At 66.2% G+C, this 16,520-nt stretch carries 19 protein-coding genes and 1 pseudogene; 12 read left to right on the top strand and 8 right to left on the bottom strand.

Going from position 1 to position 16,520, the window contains the following annotated elements; translation table 11 throughout:
• Positions 1-271 precede the first annotated feature (271 nt).
• Positions 272-859, top strand: a complete 588-nt coding sequence (locus NYE39_RS17145) for a recombinase family protein (protein ID WP_341013617.1) — start codon at positions 272-274, stop codon at positions 857-859.
• 278 nt (positions 860-1,137) lie between these two features.
• Here the strand turns inward: NYE39_RS17145 and NYE39_RS17140 are convergent, their stop codons facing one another.
• From NYE39_RS17140 to NYE39_RS17110, 7 genes and pseudogenes are all read right to left on the bottom strand, one after another.
• Positions 1,138-1,950: an AAA family ATPase gene (locus NYE39_RS17140; protein ID WP_100812215.1), complete on the bottom strand. Its 813-nt coding sequence runs from the start codon at positions 1,948-1,950 to the stop codon at positions 1,138-1,140.
• Positions 1,950-3,335, bottom strand: coding sequence for a Mu transposase C-terminal domain-containing protein (locus tag NYE39_RS17135; protein WP_341013614.1), 1,386 nt, complete (start codon positions 3,333-3,335; stop codon positions 1,950-1,952). The genes NYE39_RS17140 and NYE39_RS17135 overlap by 1 nt, the downstream gene beginning before the upstream one ends.
• 7 nt (positions 3,336-3,342) lie before the next feature.
• Positions 3,343-3,939, bottom strand: coding sequence for a recombinase family protein (locus tag NYE39_RS17130; RefSeq protein WP_100812217.1), 597 nt, complete (start codon positions 3,937-3,939; stop codon positions 3,343-3,345).
• A gap of 297 nt (positions 3,940-4,236) precedes the next feature.
• Positions 4,237-5,490 (bottom strand): NADH:flavin oxidoreductase/NADH oxidase, encoded by a 1,254-nt coding sequence (locus tag NYE39_RS17125; RefSeq protein ID WP_299086755.1) that lies wholly within the window; start codon positions 5,488-5,490, stop codon positions 4,237-4,239.
• 130 nt (positions 5,491-5,620) lie between these two features.
• Complete coding sequence (locus NYE39_RS17120; protein ID WP_299086753.1) at positions 5,621-6,235, bottom strand: sirohydrochlorin chelatase; 615 nt, start codon at positions 6,233-6,235, stop codon at positions 5,621-5,623.
• Positions 6,236-6,261: 26 nt separating this feature from the next.
• Positions 6,262-6,372, bottom strand: a pseudogene (locus NYE39_RS17115) (MerR family DNA-binding transcriptional regulator); the annotation flags it as partial.
• A gap of 126 nt (positions 6,373-6,498) precedes the next feature.
• Entirely contained in the window at positions 6,499-7,854 is a 1,356-nt protein-coding gene (locus NYE39_RS17110; protein WP_445667061.1) for an IS256 family transposase, read from the bottom strand.
• A 105-nt stretch (positions 7,855-7,959) separates the two neighbouring features.
• Between NYE39_RS17110 and NYE39_RS17105 the strand changes: the two genes are divergently transcribed.
• The 11 genes from NYE39_RS17105 to NYE39_RS17055 all read left to right on the top strand — a co-directional run bounded on the left by NYE39_RS17105 (position 7,960) and on the right by NYE39_RS17055 (position 15,526).
• Positions 7,960-8,208, top strand: coding sequence for a thioredoxin family protein (locus NYE39_RS17105; RefSeq protein ID WP_341013604.1), 249 nt, complete (start codon positions 7,960-7,962; stop codon positions 8,206-8,208).
• Entirely contained in the window at positions 8,205-9,554 is a 1,350-nt protein-coding gene (locus NYE39_RS17100) for a dihydrolipoyl dehydrogenase family protein (RefSeq protein WP_341013602.1), read from the top strand. Before NYE39_RS17105 ends, NYE39_RS17100 begins: the two co-directional genes overlap by 4 nt.
• Entirely contained in the window at positions 9,500-10,228 is a 729-nt protein-coding gene (locus NYE39_RS17095; protein ID WP_341013647.1) for a recombinase family protein, read from the top strand. The genes NYE39_RS17100 and NYE39_RS17095 overlap by 55 nt, the downstream gene beginning before the upstream one ends.
• Positions 10,225-11,013, top strand: a complete 789-nt coding sequence (locus NYE39_RS17090; protein ID WP_341013600.1) for a TIGR02391 family protein — start codon at positions 10,225-10,227, stop codon at positions 11,011-11,013. Before NYE39_RS17095 ends, NYE39_RS17090 begins: the two co-directional genes overlap by 4 nt.
• Positions 11,010-11,276 (top strand): hypothetical protein, encoded by a 267-nt coding sequence (locus NYE39_RS17085; RefSeq protein WP_341013599.1) that lies wholly within the window; start codon positions 11,010-11,012, stop codon positions 11,274-11,276. The genes NYE39_RS17090 and NYE39_RS17085 overlap by 4 nt, the downstream gene beginning before the upstream one ends.
• 684 nt (positions 11,277-11,960) lie before the next feature.
• Positions 11,961-12,302: a hypothetical protein gene (locus NYE39_RS17080; protein ID WP_341013597.1), complete on the top strand. Its 342-nt coding sequence runs from the start codon at positions 11,961-11,963 to the stop codon at positions 12,300-12,302.
• A 191-nt stretch (positions 12,303-12,493) separates the two neighbouring features.
• On the top strand, positions 12,494-12,862 hold the full coding sequence (locus tag NYE39_RS17075) for a hypothetical protein (protein WP_341013595.1): 369 nt from the start codon (positions 12,494-12,496) through the stop codon (positions 12,860-12,862).
• A gap of 745 nt (positions 12,863-13,607) precedes the next feature.
• The gene (locus tag NYE39_RS17070; RefSeq protein ID WP_341013593.1) at positions 13,608-13,790 is read left to right on the top strand and encodes a hypothetical protein; all 183 of its coding nucleotides are present in this window, start codon (positions 13,608-13,610) and stop codon (positions 13,788-13,790) included.
• Positions 13,790-14,548, top strand: a complete 759-nt coding sequence (locus NYE39_RS17065; RefSeq protein WP_341013591.1) for a hypothetical protein — start codon at positions 13,790-13,792, stop codon at positions 14,546-14,548. Before NYE39_RS17070 ends, NYE39_RS17065 begins: the two co-directional genes overlap by 1 nt.
• Positions 14,549-14,652: 104 nt before the next feature.
• Positions 14,653-14,988, top strand: a complete 336-nt coding sequence (locus NYE39_RS17060; protein WP_341013589.1) for a hypothetical protein — start codon at positions 14,653-14,655, stop codon at positions 14,986-14,988.
• Positions 14,989-14,998: 10 nt separating this feature from the next.
• Positions 14,999-15,526, top strand: a complete 528-nt coding sequence (locus tag NYE39_RS17055) for a thermonuclease family protein (RefSeq protein WP_341013587.1) — start codon at positions 14,999-15,001, stop codon at positions 15,524-15,526.
• A gap of 110 nt (positions 15,527-15,636) precedes the next feature.
• On the opposite strand, the gene NYE39_RS17050 is transcribed toward NYE39_RS17055, so the two are convergent.
• Positions 15,637-16,500 carry a hypothetical protein gene (locus NYE39_RS17050; RefSeq protein WP_341013585.1) on the bottom strand — a complete coding sequence of 288 codons (864 nt, stop codon included), beginning with the start codon at positions 16,498-16,500 and terminating at the stop codon, positions 15,637-15,639.
• Positions 16,501-16,520: the final 20 nt, after the last annotated feature.

The raw sequence follows: 16,520 nt of genomic DNA, 5'->3' as shown, positions 1-16,520 counted from the left end.
TTGAGCAGGTCGAAGCACCCACCGAGCCTGACCAGAAGTACCCCGCTGCCCGCTTTCCTCTTCCGGGGTGGGTGTCACCGGGACAGGGGGGGGGCTTGCGGCGCGATTGTGGCGTCTCAGGAAACTACAGGTTGATGAGACACGATCTGACGTCGCTGCCGAGGACCGAGCTCTCGCGGTTCTGCGGCTGCAGGAGTGTCTCGGAAAAGTGTCTCGACGAGAAACGTCTCAGACGACATCACCGGAAGGGTTTCTGAGGCAGGATGGGTGGGTGAGACTTCTGGGGTACACGAGAATCAGCACGGCCAGTCAGGACGCGCAGTTGCAGTTGGACGCGCTGACCAAGGCCGGGGTCGAGGCACGGGACGTTTTCTCGGATGTCACCTCGGGCAGCAAGAACGCAGTGCAACGGCCAGGGATGCGCCGACTCCTGGAGTACGCCACCGCTGGAGACACGGTCGTGGTCTGGCGAGTGGACCGGCTGGGACGCTCACTGATCGACGTGCTGAACACGGTGACCCTGCTGCGCGAGTCGGGCATCGGCATCCGCTCCATCCAAGACGGCATCGACCCAGCCACCACCAGTGGACGGCTGATGCTGAACATGCTCGCCACTCTGGCTGAATACGAGCGGGAGCTGATCACAGAACGGGTCAATGCCGGCATCGCCGCAGCCAAAGCCTCCGGCACCCAGTTCGGGCGACCCCGCGTCGAGCCAGCCGTGATCGCCGAGAAGCTCGCGATCGTCAACGATGCCCGCGCCAAAGGACGCACCGCCACAGACGCTGCCCGACTCGTGGGGTGGTCCCGCGCCACGTTCTACCGCCACAACGCCACCGCCCAGTCACAGGACTCCTGACCGCGCCAGATACCCGCCAGGGCTGAATATCAACGAGCCATCGGCCTTTGACAGCCAGTAGCGCCGACCACCTTGGCTGGACGCGACATCACGCCACACGGCCTCATCGGCGGAGTGCGCCCAACCAGAATCTTCGTATCTTAGATAGAAATCGCGTTGCTCCAATTTAGAGCGCTTCTCGACAGCCTCGACCGTTCGTCGCACGGCCCAACGCGAAGACGTCGCATTTGTGTGGAGTTTGCCGCTCTTTGGCGGTGTTCTGTGATCGCTTCGTGTCGCTAGTTGCCGATGACGAGAATGCTCGCGGCGGCTTCAATGACGTCGTCGGTAATGGTGTCGAGCTGGTTGATCTTCAGCACGCGATTGATCTGGGGGAAGAGCCGTTCGAGCAGGCGGAAGTTGCCGCGGGTGATGCGTTCGATGGCGGCGATGGCTTGAGCGTCGGTGAAGTCGTCAGGGTCGAGAGTCCTGCCGAGTCGCTTCCAGTGGCGGTCGAGAACGAAGAGGAGCTCTTCCCGGCCAAGGGCGCGGTAGTGGTGTGAGAAGCCGAGGCGGCTGTAGAGCTGGGGGTAGTGACGGAAGCGTTCGTCGATACCGGGCATGCCGATCAGGATCATCGCGAGATGCGTGCGGTCGTGACGGTCGCGGAGAAGCTCCAAGGCGGTCGGGGTGAGCCGTTCGGCTTCGTCGATGATGAGGAGCTCGACCAGGCGGGTGACGTCGTTCTGCCTGACCACTTCACCGTCGGGCATGAGGGAGCGGAGGTGCTCGTCGGCGCAGAGTCCGACTTTGATCTGCCAGTGGTCGATGTCGTGCATGAGGTCCTTGGGCCGGCAGAGGACTTCGGGTGTGTAGAAGACGGTGCGGGATCGGTTCGCCAGGGCATAGTGCTTTGCGTCGTGATCGCCTCTCGGTCCCCACGCGTTGATGTAGGGCTCGAGGGCGTCCCAGTTCGCGTAGCGGCGGGCGGAGTTGGTTTTCCCGACGCCGGCGGCGCCGTGGCAGATCCCGATGGTTTTCTCCTTTCGGACGGCGTTGGCGAACTCGGTGAAGCGTCGGTGTTCTTTGGTGACGATGAATGCCTGGTTCATCACTCGTCCTCTTCGTAGGTGCGAAGCCGTGGCCGCCGCTTGATCGGTTCGGGGGTGCGAGGTTCCTGGCGGGTGGCAACGGTCGGAATGCGATCGTGGATTGCACGACGCAGCTGCTTGCGGCGGGCGCGGCGGGCGGTTTCGATGTCGCGGAGGCTGAGGCGGAGGTTGGGGTGGGCCTCGTCGATGGCGGTGCAGATGAACGTGTCGCGGTCGTAGACGCGGATCTCGGAGATGTCCCGGGGGTCGTACCGGATCGTGATGGTGTGACCGACGAACGGCGCCAGGGTTGGGGCGAGGTAGCGCTGGCCTTGGAAGTGGATGCCGTCGCGTTGCACGACCCGGTTCTTCGGAACAGTAAGGAGCAGCCCGTCGAGCTCTTGAAGGCTCTCGGGCATCCGCGGAAGCCAGCCGTCCGCGACCCACGCATCCCGGGGTGAGATCCCCAGCTCGCTGTGGGGCCGGTCGTTGTAGGTGCCGATGAAGTCGCCGATGGCACGGTCGAGGCCTGCGAGGTCGAGCATAGGCATTGGTGTTCGGCTGCCGGGTCCGAGGTGGCCGGGGAGCGTGGCTAGGAGTTCGGTGTTGATGGTTCCGAAGAACCGTTCGATCTTCCCGCGGCCTTGGGGTCGCCCGACGGCGGAGTGGACGATCCTGATGTGCAGGGCGAGTGCGATCTGCTCGAGGTGGTGGCTGATGAAGTCGGAGCCGTGGTCGACGTGGAGGATGTCGGGGATGCCGCACATTGCCCACGCTGGGTCTGTCTTTCGCCAGATCGCCTGTCGGAGAGCGAGGGCGGTGTTGATGGCTGAGGGGGCGCCGGTGAAGACCATGTATCCGCAGATGGCGCGGGAGTAGTCGTCCATGACCGTGGTGAGCCAGGGGCGGTCGGGTTTTCCGTCGGCGCCGACGATGAGGATGTCGAGTTCGGTGTGGTCGGATTGCCAGGTTTGGTTGGGGTGTTCCGCGCGGCGGCGGAAGACGAGCTCGTGCTTGTCCCGGTACGAGACCGGTCCCTCAAGTGCCAGGGTGACAAGGGCAGGATCGAGTGCTTGGACGATCTGGCGGACGGTCGCGTAACTCGGCACCGGCAGTTCGTGCGCTTCCGCCTCCGCGGAGGCGAGCCGGTGCAAGGTGGCGATGCTTGGGCGTGGCCGGGTCAGCGCCAATCGTTCGATGAACGCGACAGTCTCCGCTGATGTTCGGCGGCCCCCCTTGTCGTTGCGGTCATGAGGTTCGAGGGCTGCGATGCCGCCTGCGCGGTAGAGCTGGTGCCAGCGTTGGAGGGTGCGGGCGGAGATCCCGGTCTCCCGGGCGAGGACGGCGAGTGGGATCTGGTCTTCGACATGAAGCCGAAGAACACGCCACCGTTCGGCCGCGTCCATGAGTCACTTACACGGTGGTGCTCTCGCGGGCCGCGAAGGCCTGCTGGTGGCGGTAGAGGGTGGCTCGGCTCCAGCCGACGAGTTTCGCGGCATCTGCCGCGGTCCGGCCCTTGGCCCTGGCCTCGGTGACGAGCTTGAGTTTGTCAGCGACGACGACAGGATCCGACAAGGGCCGGCCGAACTTCGTGCCGCCTTGCCGAGCAGCAGTGATCCCGGCATTCACCCGTTCCGTGATCAGCTCGCGCTCGTACTCAGCCAAAGTGGCAAGCATGTTCAGCATCAGCCGGCCGGAGGTCGTCGACGGGTCGATGCCATCAGAGATGCTCTGCACCTGGACGTTTCGCTCCCGAAGGAGCTTCACGGTGTTGAGAACATCGATGAGTGACCGTCCGAGGCGGTCGACTCGCCAGACGACGACCGTGTCGCCGGGCTTGGCGTAGTCGAGGAGTTTCTTCATTCCGGGCCGGGAGATCGCGGTTCGGCTACCTGAGGTGACGTCGGCGAAGATGTCGCGCTCCTGCACGCCGGATTTGACCAGGGCGTCGACCTGCAGTTTCGCGTCTTGGCTTCTGGTGCTGACCCGCGTGTACCCGAGATGCCTCACCCGACCATTGTGCCTCAATAACTGCTAGAAGCGGCGAAGGAAAGACAGTTTGCGGTAAGACATGTTTCCAAGACAAATGGCGTCCCGGAAATCCGCCACTTCCCTCGGCTGCTCGGAAGGGGTTTCGCGTGCCTCGGAAAACTTTACCTTTCTGGGGCACTGGTTACGAGTCTTAGTCGACCCGAGGATCGACACGCAAGCTTCGATAGGTCCTCAACTGGGACCCGTCTGCGGTAAGAAAATGAAGGCTCGAGCCCTCCCGGGGGCTCGAGCCTTCATTGTTTATCAGCCTGGAGGTCAGGCGACCTCGAGCTCTTCTTCGCGTTCCTCGGCGAAGTCGATGCTCACGGGGGCCGGCGACTCCTCGATGACCGGGGCCGATGCGGCGACTCCGGCGACCTGGGTGAGGGAGGCGCCGTTGGTGGCGGCGGGCCAGCCGATGGCTTCATCGACACCGCGGAGGTTGCGGAGCCACCAGGCCCAGTCCTCGGGCACCAGGCTGAAGGGGTCGGCGTAGCCGAGCACGCGGGCCGCGTAGACCGGCCAGTGCGCGTTCGCCAGGGCCGGGCGGCCGAGGTAGACGAGGTCTAGCAGGTTCTCTTCGATGACGCGGTTGGCGATCTCGGGCTGCCCGAGGTTCCAGCTGGTGGCGACCGGGATGCCCACCTCCTCTTTGACGCGCGTGGCGTTTTTGACCATACCGCCGAGCACGCCGATCGGGATGTCGCCGCTCATGTTGTCGGTGTTGAATCCGATACTCAGGTCGGCGAGGTCGAGGCCGTGGTCTTTCATCCAGCCGATCGCGGTCACGGACTCGTCCACGGTGACGCCGTCAGGGTGCAGGTCGTCGATGCCGAGGCGCATGGTGAGGGGGATGCGGTCGGGCAATACCGCGCGCACGGCGTCGAGCGCTTCGAGGTGGAAGCGGGTGCGGTTCTCGAGGCTGCCGCCGTACTGGTCGGTGCGCTGGTTGGCGAGGGGGGAGAAGAACTCGCTGCCGAGGTAGCCGTGGGCGAAGTGCATCTCGATCCACTCGTAGCCGGCCTCGACGGCGCGGGCCGCTGTGTCTGCGTAGTCCTGCATCAGTTGGGCGATCTCTTCGACGGTGAGCGCGCGGGGAACGTAAGGCATGTCCCCGCCGTAGGCGATGGCGGACGGTGCGCGGGTCTCCCAGCCGGCTTCGTGCTCCGGGGGAAGCATGTGCCCGCCCTCCCAGGGCGTGACCAGACTGCCCTTTCGGCCGGTGTGGCCGAGTTGGATGGCTGCTACGCCGCCCATCGATTTGATCATGTCGACGGTACGCTTGTGGCCCTCGATCTGATCGTCGTTGTAGAGACCGGCGCAGTGCGTTGTGGTGCGGCCGTCAGGGGTGATGGCGATCTGTTCGGGGAACACAAGGCCGAAGCCGCCGGCCGCCCGGGCTCCGAGGTACATCAGGTGGAAGTCGTCGAGTTTTCCATCGGTCGAACGGTACATGGTCATCGGCGACATCGCGATGCGGTTCCGCAGCGTGACGCCTTTCAGCGTGTAGGGGGTGAAGAGATTCGGCATCGGGTTCCTTTCGAGAGCGGGTGAGTGTGAGGAGAGGATGGGGCGGAGCGTGGGTGGGTCGTGGTCACAGTCGACCATCGGCAACCACCGGCGGCGGTTTCGTGGCGATTGCCGCCCGGTAACGTTCTGCTCACGAGGCCACGAGGCGCGTGTGAGGTCTCTGCCTGGCAGCGGTTTCGGCGGCGGACTCGGCGTAGCGATCGAGCACGATCGAGACGATCTCGGGTGGCGCCGCGGCATCCTGCACCAGCAGCGGGTCGGTGGCCAGGTCGGCATTCATCGCGTGGGCGAGGTCGTTGAAGTACCCCGGGGCGAGCAGATAGGTGCTGACGACCACCCTGCGGCCCGGGTTCAGTCGCCGCGCTTCGGCGATGGCGGCGGGCAGTGCGGGTGCGGAGGCGCTGATGAATCCGACCGTCACCGGCCGATGCAGCACCACTCCGAGGCGGCGGGCCATCTCGAAGCAGTCGTCGACGGCGCGCGAATCACTCGATCCGGCGCAGCCGAGCACGACGGCATCGTCAGAGCGGAGGCCCGCCTGCCCGAGGCGGCGGGCGAGCACGCGCACGAGACGGTCGTCGGGCCCCAGAGCACGGGCGACGGTCACGATGCGGTCGTCGACGGATGCTTCGTTCACCAGGTCGACGTGAACGTGGAAACCCGCACTCAGCAGCAGGGGCACGATCACGGCGGCCCGGCCCGCGGGCAGGGACGAGAGCACAGCGGCAACGTCGGGCTGCTGCACGTCGACATGCCCGGGCAGTGCGGTGACCGGTATCCGTTGCTTTGTCGGCTCGGGGCCGGCAGGAGGCCCTCGCGTTCGTAGAAGCGAAGGGTTTGAGTGCTGACGCCCGTGGCCGCGGCGAGGTCTCCAATGCGCATGTGACCATCACACCACTTGACCTTGTACCGGGCTGCAACGTTTACGGTCGTTGGATGGAGATCACGTTGCAGTACTTCGATGGGAGCTTGTCAAGTTGTCTGTGTAAGTGACTGGGTCTCGGTGGGTTACAGGTAGGTGTTGATGCGGTCGGGATAGATCAGGGCGAGTTCGCCGAGGGCTGCTTTCCAGCCTTGGATGACGGAGCCTTCGACGAGCTTGCCGGGTGCCTTGCGGGGAGTGCCTCTGGGGGTGCCGGCTTCTTTGGCGCGCTCACGGGCTCGCTTGTCCTCGATGGTGCGGATGGCCAGCCACAGCAGCTTGATCGCGGCGGTGTCGCTGGGGAAGTGGCCGCGGTTCTTGATGATCTTGCGTAGCTGGTAGTTCAGCGACTCGATCGAGTTGGTCGTGTAGATGACCTTCCTCAAGGCGGGACCGAAGGCCAGGAATGGCGTGAACCGCTCCCACGCGTTCTCCCAGGAGGCCACGGCGGCGGGGTACTTCTTACCCAGGTTCGAGTCGGCGAACGTGGTCAGCGCCATCAACGCCGCGTCCTCGTTCGCGGCGGTATAGATCGGGCGCAGCATCGCCGCGACGGCCTTACGGTCGGTGTAGGACACGAACCGCATCGAGGCGCGGATCAGGTGGACCACGCACGTTTGGACCATCGCCTGGGTCCAGGTCGCCTCGATGGCCTCGGGGAAGCCGGTCAGCCCGTCGCAGCAGACGATCAGCACGTCCTTGACGCCGCGGTTGGCCAGTTCCGCGCACACCGACGCCCAGAACTTCGCGCCCTCGGCGGCTTGGACCCAGATGCCCAGGACGTGCTTGACGCCATCCATGTCCACGCCGACAGCGATGTGCGCGGCGCGGTTGCTCACGTGAGCGCCGTCGCGGATCTTCACCACCAGAGCGTCGAGGTAGATCACCGGGTAGAACGCCTCCAGCGGGCGGGTCTGCCAGGCGGTGACCTCCTCGGCGACGGCGTCGGTGACATTGCTGATCGTCTCGTGGGACAGCTCGGTGCCCAACGTCGCGGCCAGGTGGTGCTGGATGTCGCGGATCGTCATCCCGCCCGCGTACAGCGAGATGATCATGTCTTCCAGCCCACCCAAACGCCGAGCGCCCTTGGGCACCAACGCCGACGCGAACGTGGAGTTGCGATCCCGCGGCTGGTCCAGACCGATGTCACCGACCTCGGTGCCCAAATTCTTGGGGGTGCTGCCGTTGCGTGAGTTCCCCGAGCCGTGCCCTCCCGGGTCGCCCTTCTCGTAGCCCAGGTGGTCGGTCAGCTCAGCCTGCATCCCACGCTCGAGGACAGCCTTGATCATCTCGGGCAAGAAACCGCCCTCACCCGTCAGCGACAGGCCACGCTCATCCGTCGCGGCCATCAACTTGTCGAGCATCTCGTCATCGAACAGCTCACGACGCAACCGACGAGCCTCCGGCTCCTCACGCTGCGCGTCATCCTTCGGCTTGGTCATAGCCATAGTCAATCTCCTTCAGATAGGAGACCCCACTTACACAGACCATCTGACACGCCCTTCGATGGGTGCCCGAACTGGCAGACGACCGAGGAGCGCCTCGCCGTGATCACGGCGGAACGATCCGACATCACGGTGAGCCGGCAGCTCATCGAGACACAAGCGGAAGCGGAAACGGTCGACTTCCGCGGCTCCCCGACTCTCCTGGCCGACGGTGTGCCGTTGTTTCCCGTGCCGGAGGCTCCGCCTGGCCTGTCGTGCCGGGTGTATCTGACACCAGCAGGTCTTGCCGGGTCCCCCACGACAGAGCAGATCCGCGACGCCATCGTGAACGTCGAAGCGGGCACCCGGTGAGTGACGCGTTGGACCTGCTGGTCATCGGTGCCGGCATGGCTGGCACGTCCGCTGCGAACAAGTGCGCCGCACAAGGCTGGCGGGTCGGGATCGTCGACGCGCTCCCCTACGGCGGCACCTGCGCTCTCCGGGGATGCGACCCGAAAAAGATCCTTCGCCGCGGCGCCGAAATCGTCGATGCCGCCCGGCTGATGAACGACACCGGCATCACAGAAGCTGGCCTCCGTGTCGATTGGCCGGCACTCATGCAGCTCAAGCGCGGCTTCACCAACGGGGTACCAAAAGGCATGGAAGACGAACTCACCGGCAACGGTGCCACCACCTTCCACGGTCACGCCGAGTTCACCGGCCCGAACACCATCACCATCGATGGCACCACCCACGAGGCGGAGCGGTTCCTCATCGCCTCCGGGGCCACCCCGAGGCTTTTGACATTCCCGGGCGCGGAGCACCTCATCGACAGCACCCAGTTCCTCGACCTCGATGCCCTACCGCAGCGGATCGTGTTCATCGGCGGCGGGTTCATCTCGTTCGAATTTGCCCACATCGCCGCCCGAGCCGGCGCGCACTGCACGATCATCGACCGCGGCCCGCGGCCCCTGCGCGAATTCGACCCCGACCTGGTGGAGCTGCTGACCTCACGCACCGAACAAGCCGGTATCCGCGTCCACCGAAACACCAGCGTCACCGCCATCGAGGCAACCCCCTCCGGATTCCAGCTCAACGTCGACACCAAAGGCACGACCACCCGCCTTGACGCGGACCTCGTCGTCCACGGTGCTGGCCGCGTCCCGAACCTCGAAAGCCTCCACCTGGACGCTGCCGGCATCGCGAGCAGCTCACACGGAGTAACCGTCACCGGACACCTGCAAAGCACCACCAATCCCGCCGTCTACGCGGCAGGAGACGCCGCTAACACCGCGGGACGGCCCCTGACGCCGGTCGCCGTGTTTGAGGGTAAAGTCGCGGCCTCGAACATGCTGAAAGGCACCACGACAGCGCCCGACTACACCGGAGTTCCCACGACCGTATTCACCATCCCGGAACTGAACCGGGTCGGTCTCCTCGAAGAAGAAGCTGCCGAAGGCCACAACACTGCCGTCCGCTTTACCGACACCAGCAACTGGTACTCCACCTACCGGGTCGCCGAGACCACCGCCGCCGCCAAGATCATCATCGATACCGACACCGACCAGATCCTCGGCGCACACCTCCTCGGCCCCGGCTACTCCGAACTGATCAACACCTTCGGTATCGCCATCAAGCTCGGCCTCACCACCCGGCAACTCAAATCCACCACCGCCACCTACCCCTCCCTCGGCTCCGACCTCGGCTCCCTGCTTTAACCGAGCAAAGCAGAGAGTCAACAACCCTCTGCTTTCAGCCAGTTACCGAGCCCGACGCACCCGCCAACGAGCGATCAAAAAACACTGCCAGAGAGCGGCAAAGTCCACAGGTCTCGACGGAGCGGCAGGACCTCGCGGCGCAGCTGAAGGGTCTGGCCGATCTGGGCGTCGACGCCGATCGGATCTACACCGACAAGCGCACCGGCAGGTCGATGAAGAACCGGCCGGGGCTCACTCAGGCGATCGCCGCCCTTCGTCCCGGGGACGTGCTCGTGGTGACCAAGCTCGACCGGCTCGCGCGGTCGGTACCCGATGCGCGCGACCTCGTCGGCCAGGTCTACGAGAAGGGCGCGGCGCTTCAGCTCGGACCGTCGCTGCACGACCCGGAGGACCCTGTCGGAAAGTTCCTCTTCAACGCGCTGGCGATGGTCGCCGAGTTCGAGTCCGACCTGAACCGTCAGCGCACGATGGAGGGCCTGGCGATCGCGCGGGCGCAGGGCCGACTCAACGGGAAGCCGCCGAAGCTGAACGAGCGACGGACGAAGAAGTTGCTCCAGGACTACGAGGCCGGCACCGCGACGGTCGGCCAGCTCGCCGAGGACTACAACGTGTCCAGAGCAACCGTGTACCGAACCGTCAAGCGTGCCCAGGCGCAAAGGGAAGGGCGTGAATGATGGACTTTGACGAGTTGCTGGACCCCGAGGCGTGGCCCTACATGAAGGACCCCGACGATCCCCTTGGACACGTGTGGTCGTCCAAGTTCCTTGAGGTCTTCATCGAAGAAGCTGAAAGTACTAAGGGACTAAACCCGCGCAAGACGCGCGAGCCCTTGGCAACGGCGAAGCAGATGGTCCCCACCGTCCGCGAGATCCTCCTAAGACTGGACCCTGAACTCGCGAAGTTTCGGGTGGGGGGGTGGACCGGATGGGACGCTGCCATCGATGCCGCTCACGAAGGTATCGGCCGCATGCGAGCCAAGTACGAAGTGGAGGCCCGCATGGGACCCTCCCTGCCGACCGCAGGTCCCGAGCAATGGCACCCCACGGTTCTGGGCGCGAGCCGGGGGCTGCTAAACGATGGTCACTTCAACCAAGCCGTTAGCGACGCGGCCGAGCAAGTGGTCCAGACCGTTCGATCGCGCACCGGTAGAACGGACCTCTCAAGCGGCACCGACGTGTGGCGGCAGGCGTTCTCCAGTCAGCCCGCCAAGCCGGACAGTCCACGCCTTCGTTGGCCAGGTAACCCCGCCGATAGCAACGTGAGAAGCATGAACGAAGGTTTGCTCCACCTAGCCCAGGGGCTGCAACTCACGGTTCGAAATGCGGCCGCTCACCCAGTTACACAGCTGAGCAGACAGGGCGCCTTAGAACGTCTCGCTGCCCTGAGTCTGCTGGCCAACCTGGTTGAGCGCTGCGACCTCGTGGTTGCCGACTTCGCTCAAGGTGAGGTGTCTCAGTGACCACCGCGCTCAGGTCAAAATGGCGTGCCCTAACAGTGGATCACGATGCCACCTTCGTGGCAGAGGACTACGAGTTGGTCGCCAGTCTCAATGACGTGAAACTCTCGCCTGCGGCATTCGTCGATGAACTCGGCCACGCCCACGAAGCGCTCAACGTCGTGGATGCTGCGGCGCACCACTCCGCCTTTGCTCGCCTGGGCCGCTTCGAAAACCTGATCCACGTATGTGCTCATGACTTGACTCTAGAGCGGGGGTCGCAGTGACCGCAGGCCGCGAGGGCAGATTGATCGAAGCGATCGCCGCGGGCATCTCCTTGGTGTTCGCGATTGCCGGGGCTCTCGTCGCCCCGACTGCTGCGGCGAGGTGGCTCTTTGCTGGCACTGCCGTCGTCCTCGTGCTGTGGCCGCTGGTGCGCCGCAGCAGGCTGCGCCGGCGTGGAAGGGGCGTGTGTCAGTGACCACGGGCGGGGACGGCAATGTGATCAAGGCGGAGGATCTTGAGGTGGCCGACACTCAGCTGTCTTCGCTGCTGAGCAAGTGCGAGGCCGTCTTGAGGGGGACGTCGCTCAGTCCTTCGCGGCAGACCCTGATGACCAACAGGGTGTCAGCGTTGCGCACGGCGCTCGAGCTCGTCCGCCAGGCGAAGGCACGAGGGGCGTCTCAGTGACCACGGCCATGCAACCGGTCCGGGCCGGGATCGGTGCGACGTCGGCGATTCCACGTCGACCGGGGCGACGGCTTCGCGTTGTGCAGGCCCGACTACGCCCTTGGTCTCCACACCATCCGCTCGTTCCGAGACGGCGCACCCACCCACGACCAGCGCTGCGGTCGCAACGGATGTGCACGAGTCTGGCGGGACTTGGTGAGCGCCCTGGACCAGAAGAGTGCCTCGATGGCCGAGGTGTCTCAGTGACCAGATGTTGACGACAACTCTATGAAGGAGCAGCTATGACCAATGAGCGACCTATCGACCACCCGGACCTTGCCCACCACCCGGCAGCGCCTACCGCTCTTGCGCGCCTCGACGGCGTCCTCTATCGGGTGCCGATCGTGGATCGACGCGATGAGGCCGTACCGGTCCGGGTTGAGGACGTCATGGCGGCTCGAGCCGCTGTCCATCAACTTTCGGATCTCTTGCCTGAGCTCAATGCCGAGCGGGTCGAAACCATCGGTCGAACGACCGCGCTTGGCACACGGGCTGGGGAGGCCCCGCCGGTCAACGAGGAAGACGTGCGCACAGCCCTCGTTGACCTGCGAGACCGACTCAAGGCTTCTCTGCCGGATTTCTGAGGTGTCTCAGTGAGGCCCACGGCTGTGACCGCGTGACTCCACCCCAAGAGAACGTCTAACTGTGTCTAATGAAATGCCGATAATCCACCTTATGTCAGAAGTGAGCTGTCTGCATCCTGCCTGTGTGCGCAGCCTGACCCCCCAGGGCGGCGTGTCCGACTTGTAGCCGCGCCTGACGACAGACTGGACGGATGCGCTACGCCTCAGGCCTCACCGGGCCACTGCCCGAGCCCGACGACACCGCCAGCTGGCCTGCCCTGCTGGACCTGGCCATTGACGACCAGCCCCTCGGCACCGAAGCTGCCTGCCTCAACCCCGAATGCGACACCACCGTCACCTTCAACCACGAGAACCTCGGCCGCGCTGCGCTCTACTGCTCCCACTACTGCCGCTCGCGAACGAGCGAACTGCGCAAGCGCGCCACCCAGCAACTCGCCGTCATCGACGCGGCCCTGGGCGAACAAGGCCGCAGCCTGCGCGGGGTCCCCCGCGCAGAACTCCGAGACCGAGCACGCCACCTCAAATGGTGGCTCGCGCGCCTCGGCCCAGCCCGAGACTGATCCCGCCCCCAGGCGACCATGTGACTGAAGGTGCACACGTGCCGCACGAGATTCCCTCGGCGTGAACTTCACGTCCGACACCACCGAAACGCAAACAAGATGCGCTGGCCGTCGTGCGCGCGACCTATCCTCAAAGAGCCTCCTTCCCGAGGTTGCACAGTCTCCCGTCCGGTTCACCGGAACCGGAGGGTTCACAAAGGGAGGAGGTGAGCACATGACAACCCGTTGTCTGCGCTGCGAAAAGCCGCATGAAGCAAGCGGCGGCGGCCCGAACCTGATGGTTCGGACCGCCGCGCGGATCTTTGCCTATGTGGCGGCTCGAGCGATCTGGGACATCCTCTCCTAGATCGGCACCACCGCGGTGGGAGTCGGTTGCCCCCGGCTCCCACCGTGTCATTCAGCTATAGCACCGACGATAGCGCCTCGAGGCCTAGAAGCCCCACACGGGCAGGCCGAGATTCCTGGGCACCCCCTGCGATCACCGAGCGTCGATCTCCCGTGCCAGAGAGGGACACCAACGTCCCGAGGTGAACTGGCTACCTTCCGGTTTGCAGTGGGGGCCAGGTCTCCTGCGGGCATCCGGTGCAAGCGGGGCTGGTTCAGCTTTGCACGCAGTTCAACGAGAGCCGGCCGCTTCCAGCCGGTCCGACAGGCTCGCCGACAAGTTCCTCCGCTGGCGGTGTCCTTGAGCGGGGGGTGGGTGTGCCTAGTGAGGGACAGGAGAAGTCACTACTTGGAGGGTGTTGTGGACGAGATGCGGATGCTCGAGGAGTGCAGGCAGCTGCGTGGCCATGTCGTCGCAGGGCTGCGGGAGACGGAGAGCGTGGCACGTCTGCTGGAGGGCGCGACCCACACCGATCCCGTCGACGGCATCGGTGACCAGCAGCACCCCGTGGAGGGCGCTGCGAGCCTGGGGGGTGAGCAGTGATGGCGGCCCAGACGCAGACCGCGGTCGTCGACGAGGTGCGCCGCGAGGTGCTCAGGGCGCATGAGCGGCTGCGCGCGGTGAGGACGCAGGTGCTGACCCAGCAGGACTACGTCACCGCGATGTCGCGGCGGGTCTCGGGCGCCGAGGCGAGCATCCGATCGCTGCAGGCGGTGCAGGATCCGGCGGCACGGCAGACTCTTGGCCGTGACGTCGCCTTGGAGATGGAGGAGGCGCGCAGCAGCGGTCGCCGGGCGTACACGATCGGCCTCGAGGTCGCGCGCGACCTCCAAGCGGTTCAGTCGTCTCTGTCGCAGGTCAAGGCCGACCTCGATGGGGTGGACCGGTCCGGGGCGACACCGCAGGAGCGGTCGGACCTGGTCGCTCTGGCCGCGCGTGTGGACAGCATGGCCTGGGCGGTGGCGCTGACCAGGCCTGCGGCCACGGCGGTGACGGAGAGCATGCTGTACGCGGAGGACCGCGCGCGGGTGGTTGCCGAGCAGGCGCTGTCCTCGCAGGCGCCGGCGCCTGCGGATCTGCGCCCGGATGATCTGACCCCGCTGAATACCGACCTGGCCAGGGCGGCGGAGGTGGGTTCGCACCTGCAGGTGACGTCGTCGGACTCCCTGCGCACGGCTGAGGTGGCCACGAAGCACAGCGAGCTGGTCTCGGAGGCAGCGCACGCGCGGATGTCCATGCAGCAGCAGCGCGAGTTGCCCGGTGAGGGCCCGGGCCTGGACTCGGTGGGCCCCCAGTGGTGAGCGTGGCGGCGATGCCACCGCAGCCCGGGTGCGGTGGAGTGATGGCATGTCGCTCGACGGAGCTTCGGGCGCTGGCTGAGGTGGCCCGGTCCGGTGCGTTGACGGTGGTGATCGACCAGGCGGAGGACCTGCGGCGGCGTCTGCTGGAGCAGGAGACGCTGGTCAGGGCTGAGGCCGACATGGACGGGGTCCCGCCGGCCAGGGTGGAGGCAGCGTTGACCTCGACTCGTGCTGCCGCTCATGTTCTGGAGACGATCTCGAGGGCAATGGAGATCGAGCTGGAGCAGCAGCGGTGGGTCGCCGGTCAGGTTGCTCGTTTCGCGGGGCGGCTCCTCGACGCCGCGCAGCACCAACTGCAGCCGCCGGCCGGCAATCGAAGCGCAGCGATCGGCGGGCCACGACTGAGGGTGGCTCACCCGGCGACGCCGGCCGGAAGCTGAGGAAGAGGCTGTGCGTGCGTCGGCGGTCGCGGCGATGGTCATGGCCGCGGGCGTGACGTGGTCGGCCGGCGGCTGCGAGGCGAAGGGGGTCGTGCCTGCCTCGACTGCGAGCGGCGGGGAGGTCGTGGAGCGCGTGGAGGTCGTGGACGGGGACACGGTGGCGATCGAGGATCCCCAGGGCCAACGGCGCCGGGTGCGGATCATCGGGATCGACACGCCTGAGGTCGCCCGTGACGGAAGGCCGGCGCAGTGCTGGGCAGACGAGGCCACCCGCGGGCTGCGCGAGCTGCTCCAGCAACCCGGTGAGATCCGGCTCGTCGCGGACCGCGCGGTCGGTGACCGCGACGCCTACGGCCGGCTGCTGCGGCAGGTCCTCGTCGACGACGTCGACGTCGGCGAGCAGATGTTGGAGTCGGGGCACGCTAGGAGGTACCGCTCGACACCCAGCACTAGCCGGGTCAGCGGGCGCTACCTCGAGCGAGAGAGAGCGGCCCGCACGGCCGGGCGGGGGTTGTGGGGCCGGTGCTCCAGCTCGTAGCAGGCGCGCGCCTGACGGCGCCTCTTCGCGGCCCGCGGGCCGCCATCGGGCAGATCTACGCCAAGGCCGACAGTCACTTCTTCGGCGTCGCCAAGCAGGACCGGCAGCACCTAGTGCCCTCCGCTCAGCGCCGGCTGCATCGCGGCCTGGGTGACGTTGTCACCCAAGGGGGCGAGGCGGTGCGTTCGCTCGTCGAGCCGCGGAGTCGACGGGAAGCGCCGCAGGAAGGACGCCAACGGCGTACTGAGGCCGTGCTCGGCGGCGGCGCGGTCGCCGACGTCCTCGAGGTGACGGGCCCACGAGCGCTGCGCCCAGGGGTGGGCGTACGTGGCCAGCAGCAGAATGATGGTGGCCACGCCGATGGCCGGGTGGCCCTGCTGGGTGCTCTGCACGGCGGCTCCGAGACCGACGATAGGCCTGCCGAGCAGCCAGCCGGCTCTGAATATGGACCGCATCGGCCACAGCAGCTGCCCGAGGGCAGCGATCAGCAGTCGAACCACGTGCCACGGCAGCGTCCAGTAGGTCAGAGCCAGGTCGTTGCGGACCCGCCCAGCGAGGGTTAGCCCGGTCGCGTGCGCCAGGACCGCAGCGATCTCGTCGGCCGGCAGCAACTGTCCACGCGCCGCGTCCAGCAGACCGCTACTGACGATGACGGTGCGCCGTCCCACGCCCATCGCCTGCACGCCGGGGCCGCCTCGGGCGACGATCTCCACGGGGGCGGTGAGCATCCCCTGCCGCTGCAGGATCTCGTGGGCCGGTGCGAGCAGCTGCCTCTCCGTGGGGGTCAGCGGTCGCGCACCCCGCATGATCTGGCACGCGGGACGCTCCCAGAAGCCCAGGCAGAGGGCGATCGCGATCGCGGGTCCGATCAGGAGCAGCGCCCAGGCTGCCGTCGGCGGCATCAGTCCCCCTGCCATCACGGTCAGTGTCGTGCTGACGGCGACCGGGACGACGTGTGCGGTGACCTTGCGCATGGCCACCACCTTCCTTCCAC

It is taken from the genome of Janibacter sp. FSL W8-0316 (genome assembly GCF_038004165.1).
Classification (GTDB): Bacteria; Actinomycetota; Actinomycetes; order Actinomycetales; family Dermatophilaceae; genus Janibacter; species Janibacter indicus.
This window is presented reverse-complemented; position numbering and strand designations above follow the sequence as displayed.

Excerpts from the sequence above, each read along its gene's own strand:
- NYE39_RS17140 (WP_100812215.1), bottom strand. The coding sequence starts at position 1,950 with ATGAACCAGGCATTCATCGTCACCAAAGAACACCGACGCTTCACCGAG.
- NYE39_RS17125 (WP_299086755.1), bottom strand. The coding sequence starts at position 5,490 with ATGCCGAATCTCTTCACCCCCTACACGCTGAAAGGCGTCACGCTGCGG.
- NYE39_RS17080 (WP_341013597.1), top strand. The coding sequence starts at position 11,961 with ATGACCAATGAGCGACCTATCGACCACCCGGACCTTGCCCACCACCCG.
- NYE39_RS17110 (WP_445667061.1), bottom strand. The coding sequence starts at position 7,854 with ATGACCAAGCCGAAGGATGACGCGCAGCGTGAGGAGCCGGAGGCTCGT.
- NYE39_RS17050 (WP_341013585.1), bottom strand. The coding sequence starts at position 16,500 with ATGCGCAAGGTCACCGCACACGTCGTCCCGGTCGCCGTCAGCACGACA.
- NYE39_RS17135 (WP_341013614.1), bottom strand. The coding sequence starts at position 3,335 with ATGGACGCGGCCGAACGGTGGCGTGTTCTTCGGCTTCATGTCGAAGAC.
- NYE39_RS17065 (WP_341013591.1), top strand. The coding sequence starts at position 13,790 with ATGGCGGCCCAGACGCAGACCGCGGTCGTCGACGAGGTGCGCCGCGAG.
- NYE39_RS17090 (WP_341013600.1), top strand. The coding sequence starts at position 10,225 with ATGATGGACTTTGACGAGTTGCTGGACCCCGAGGCGTGGCCCTACATG.
- NYE39_RS17075 (WP_341013595.1), top strand. The coding sequence starts at position 12,494 with ATGCGCTACGCCTCAGGCCTCACCGGGCCACTGCCCGAGCCCGACGAC.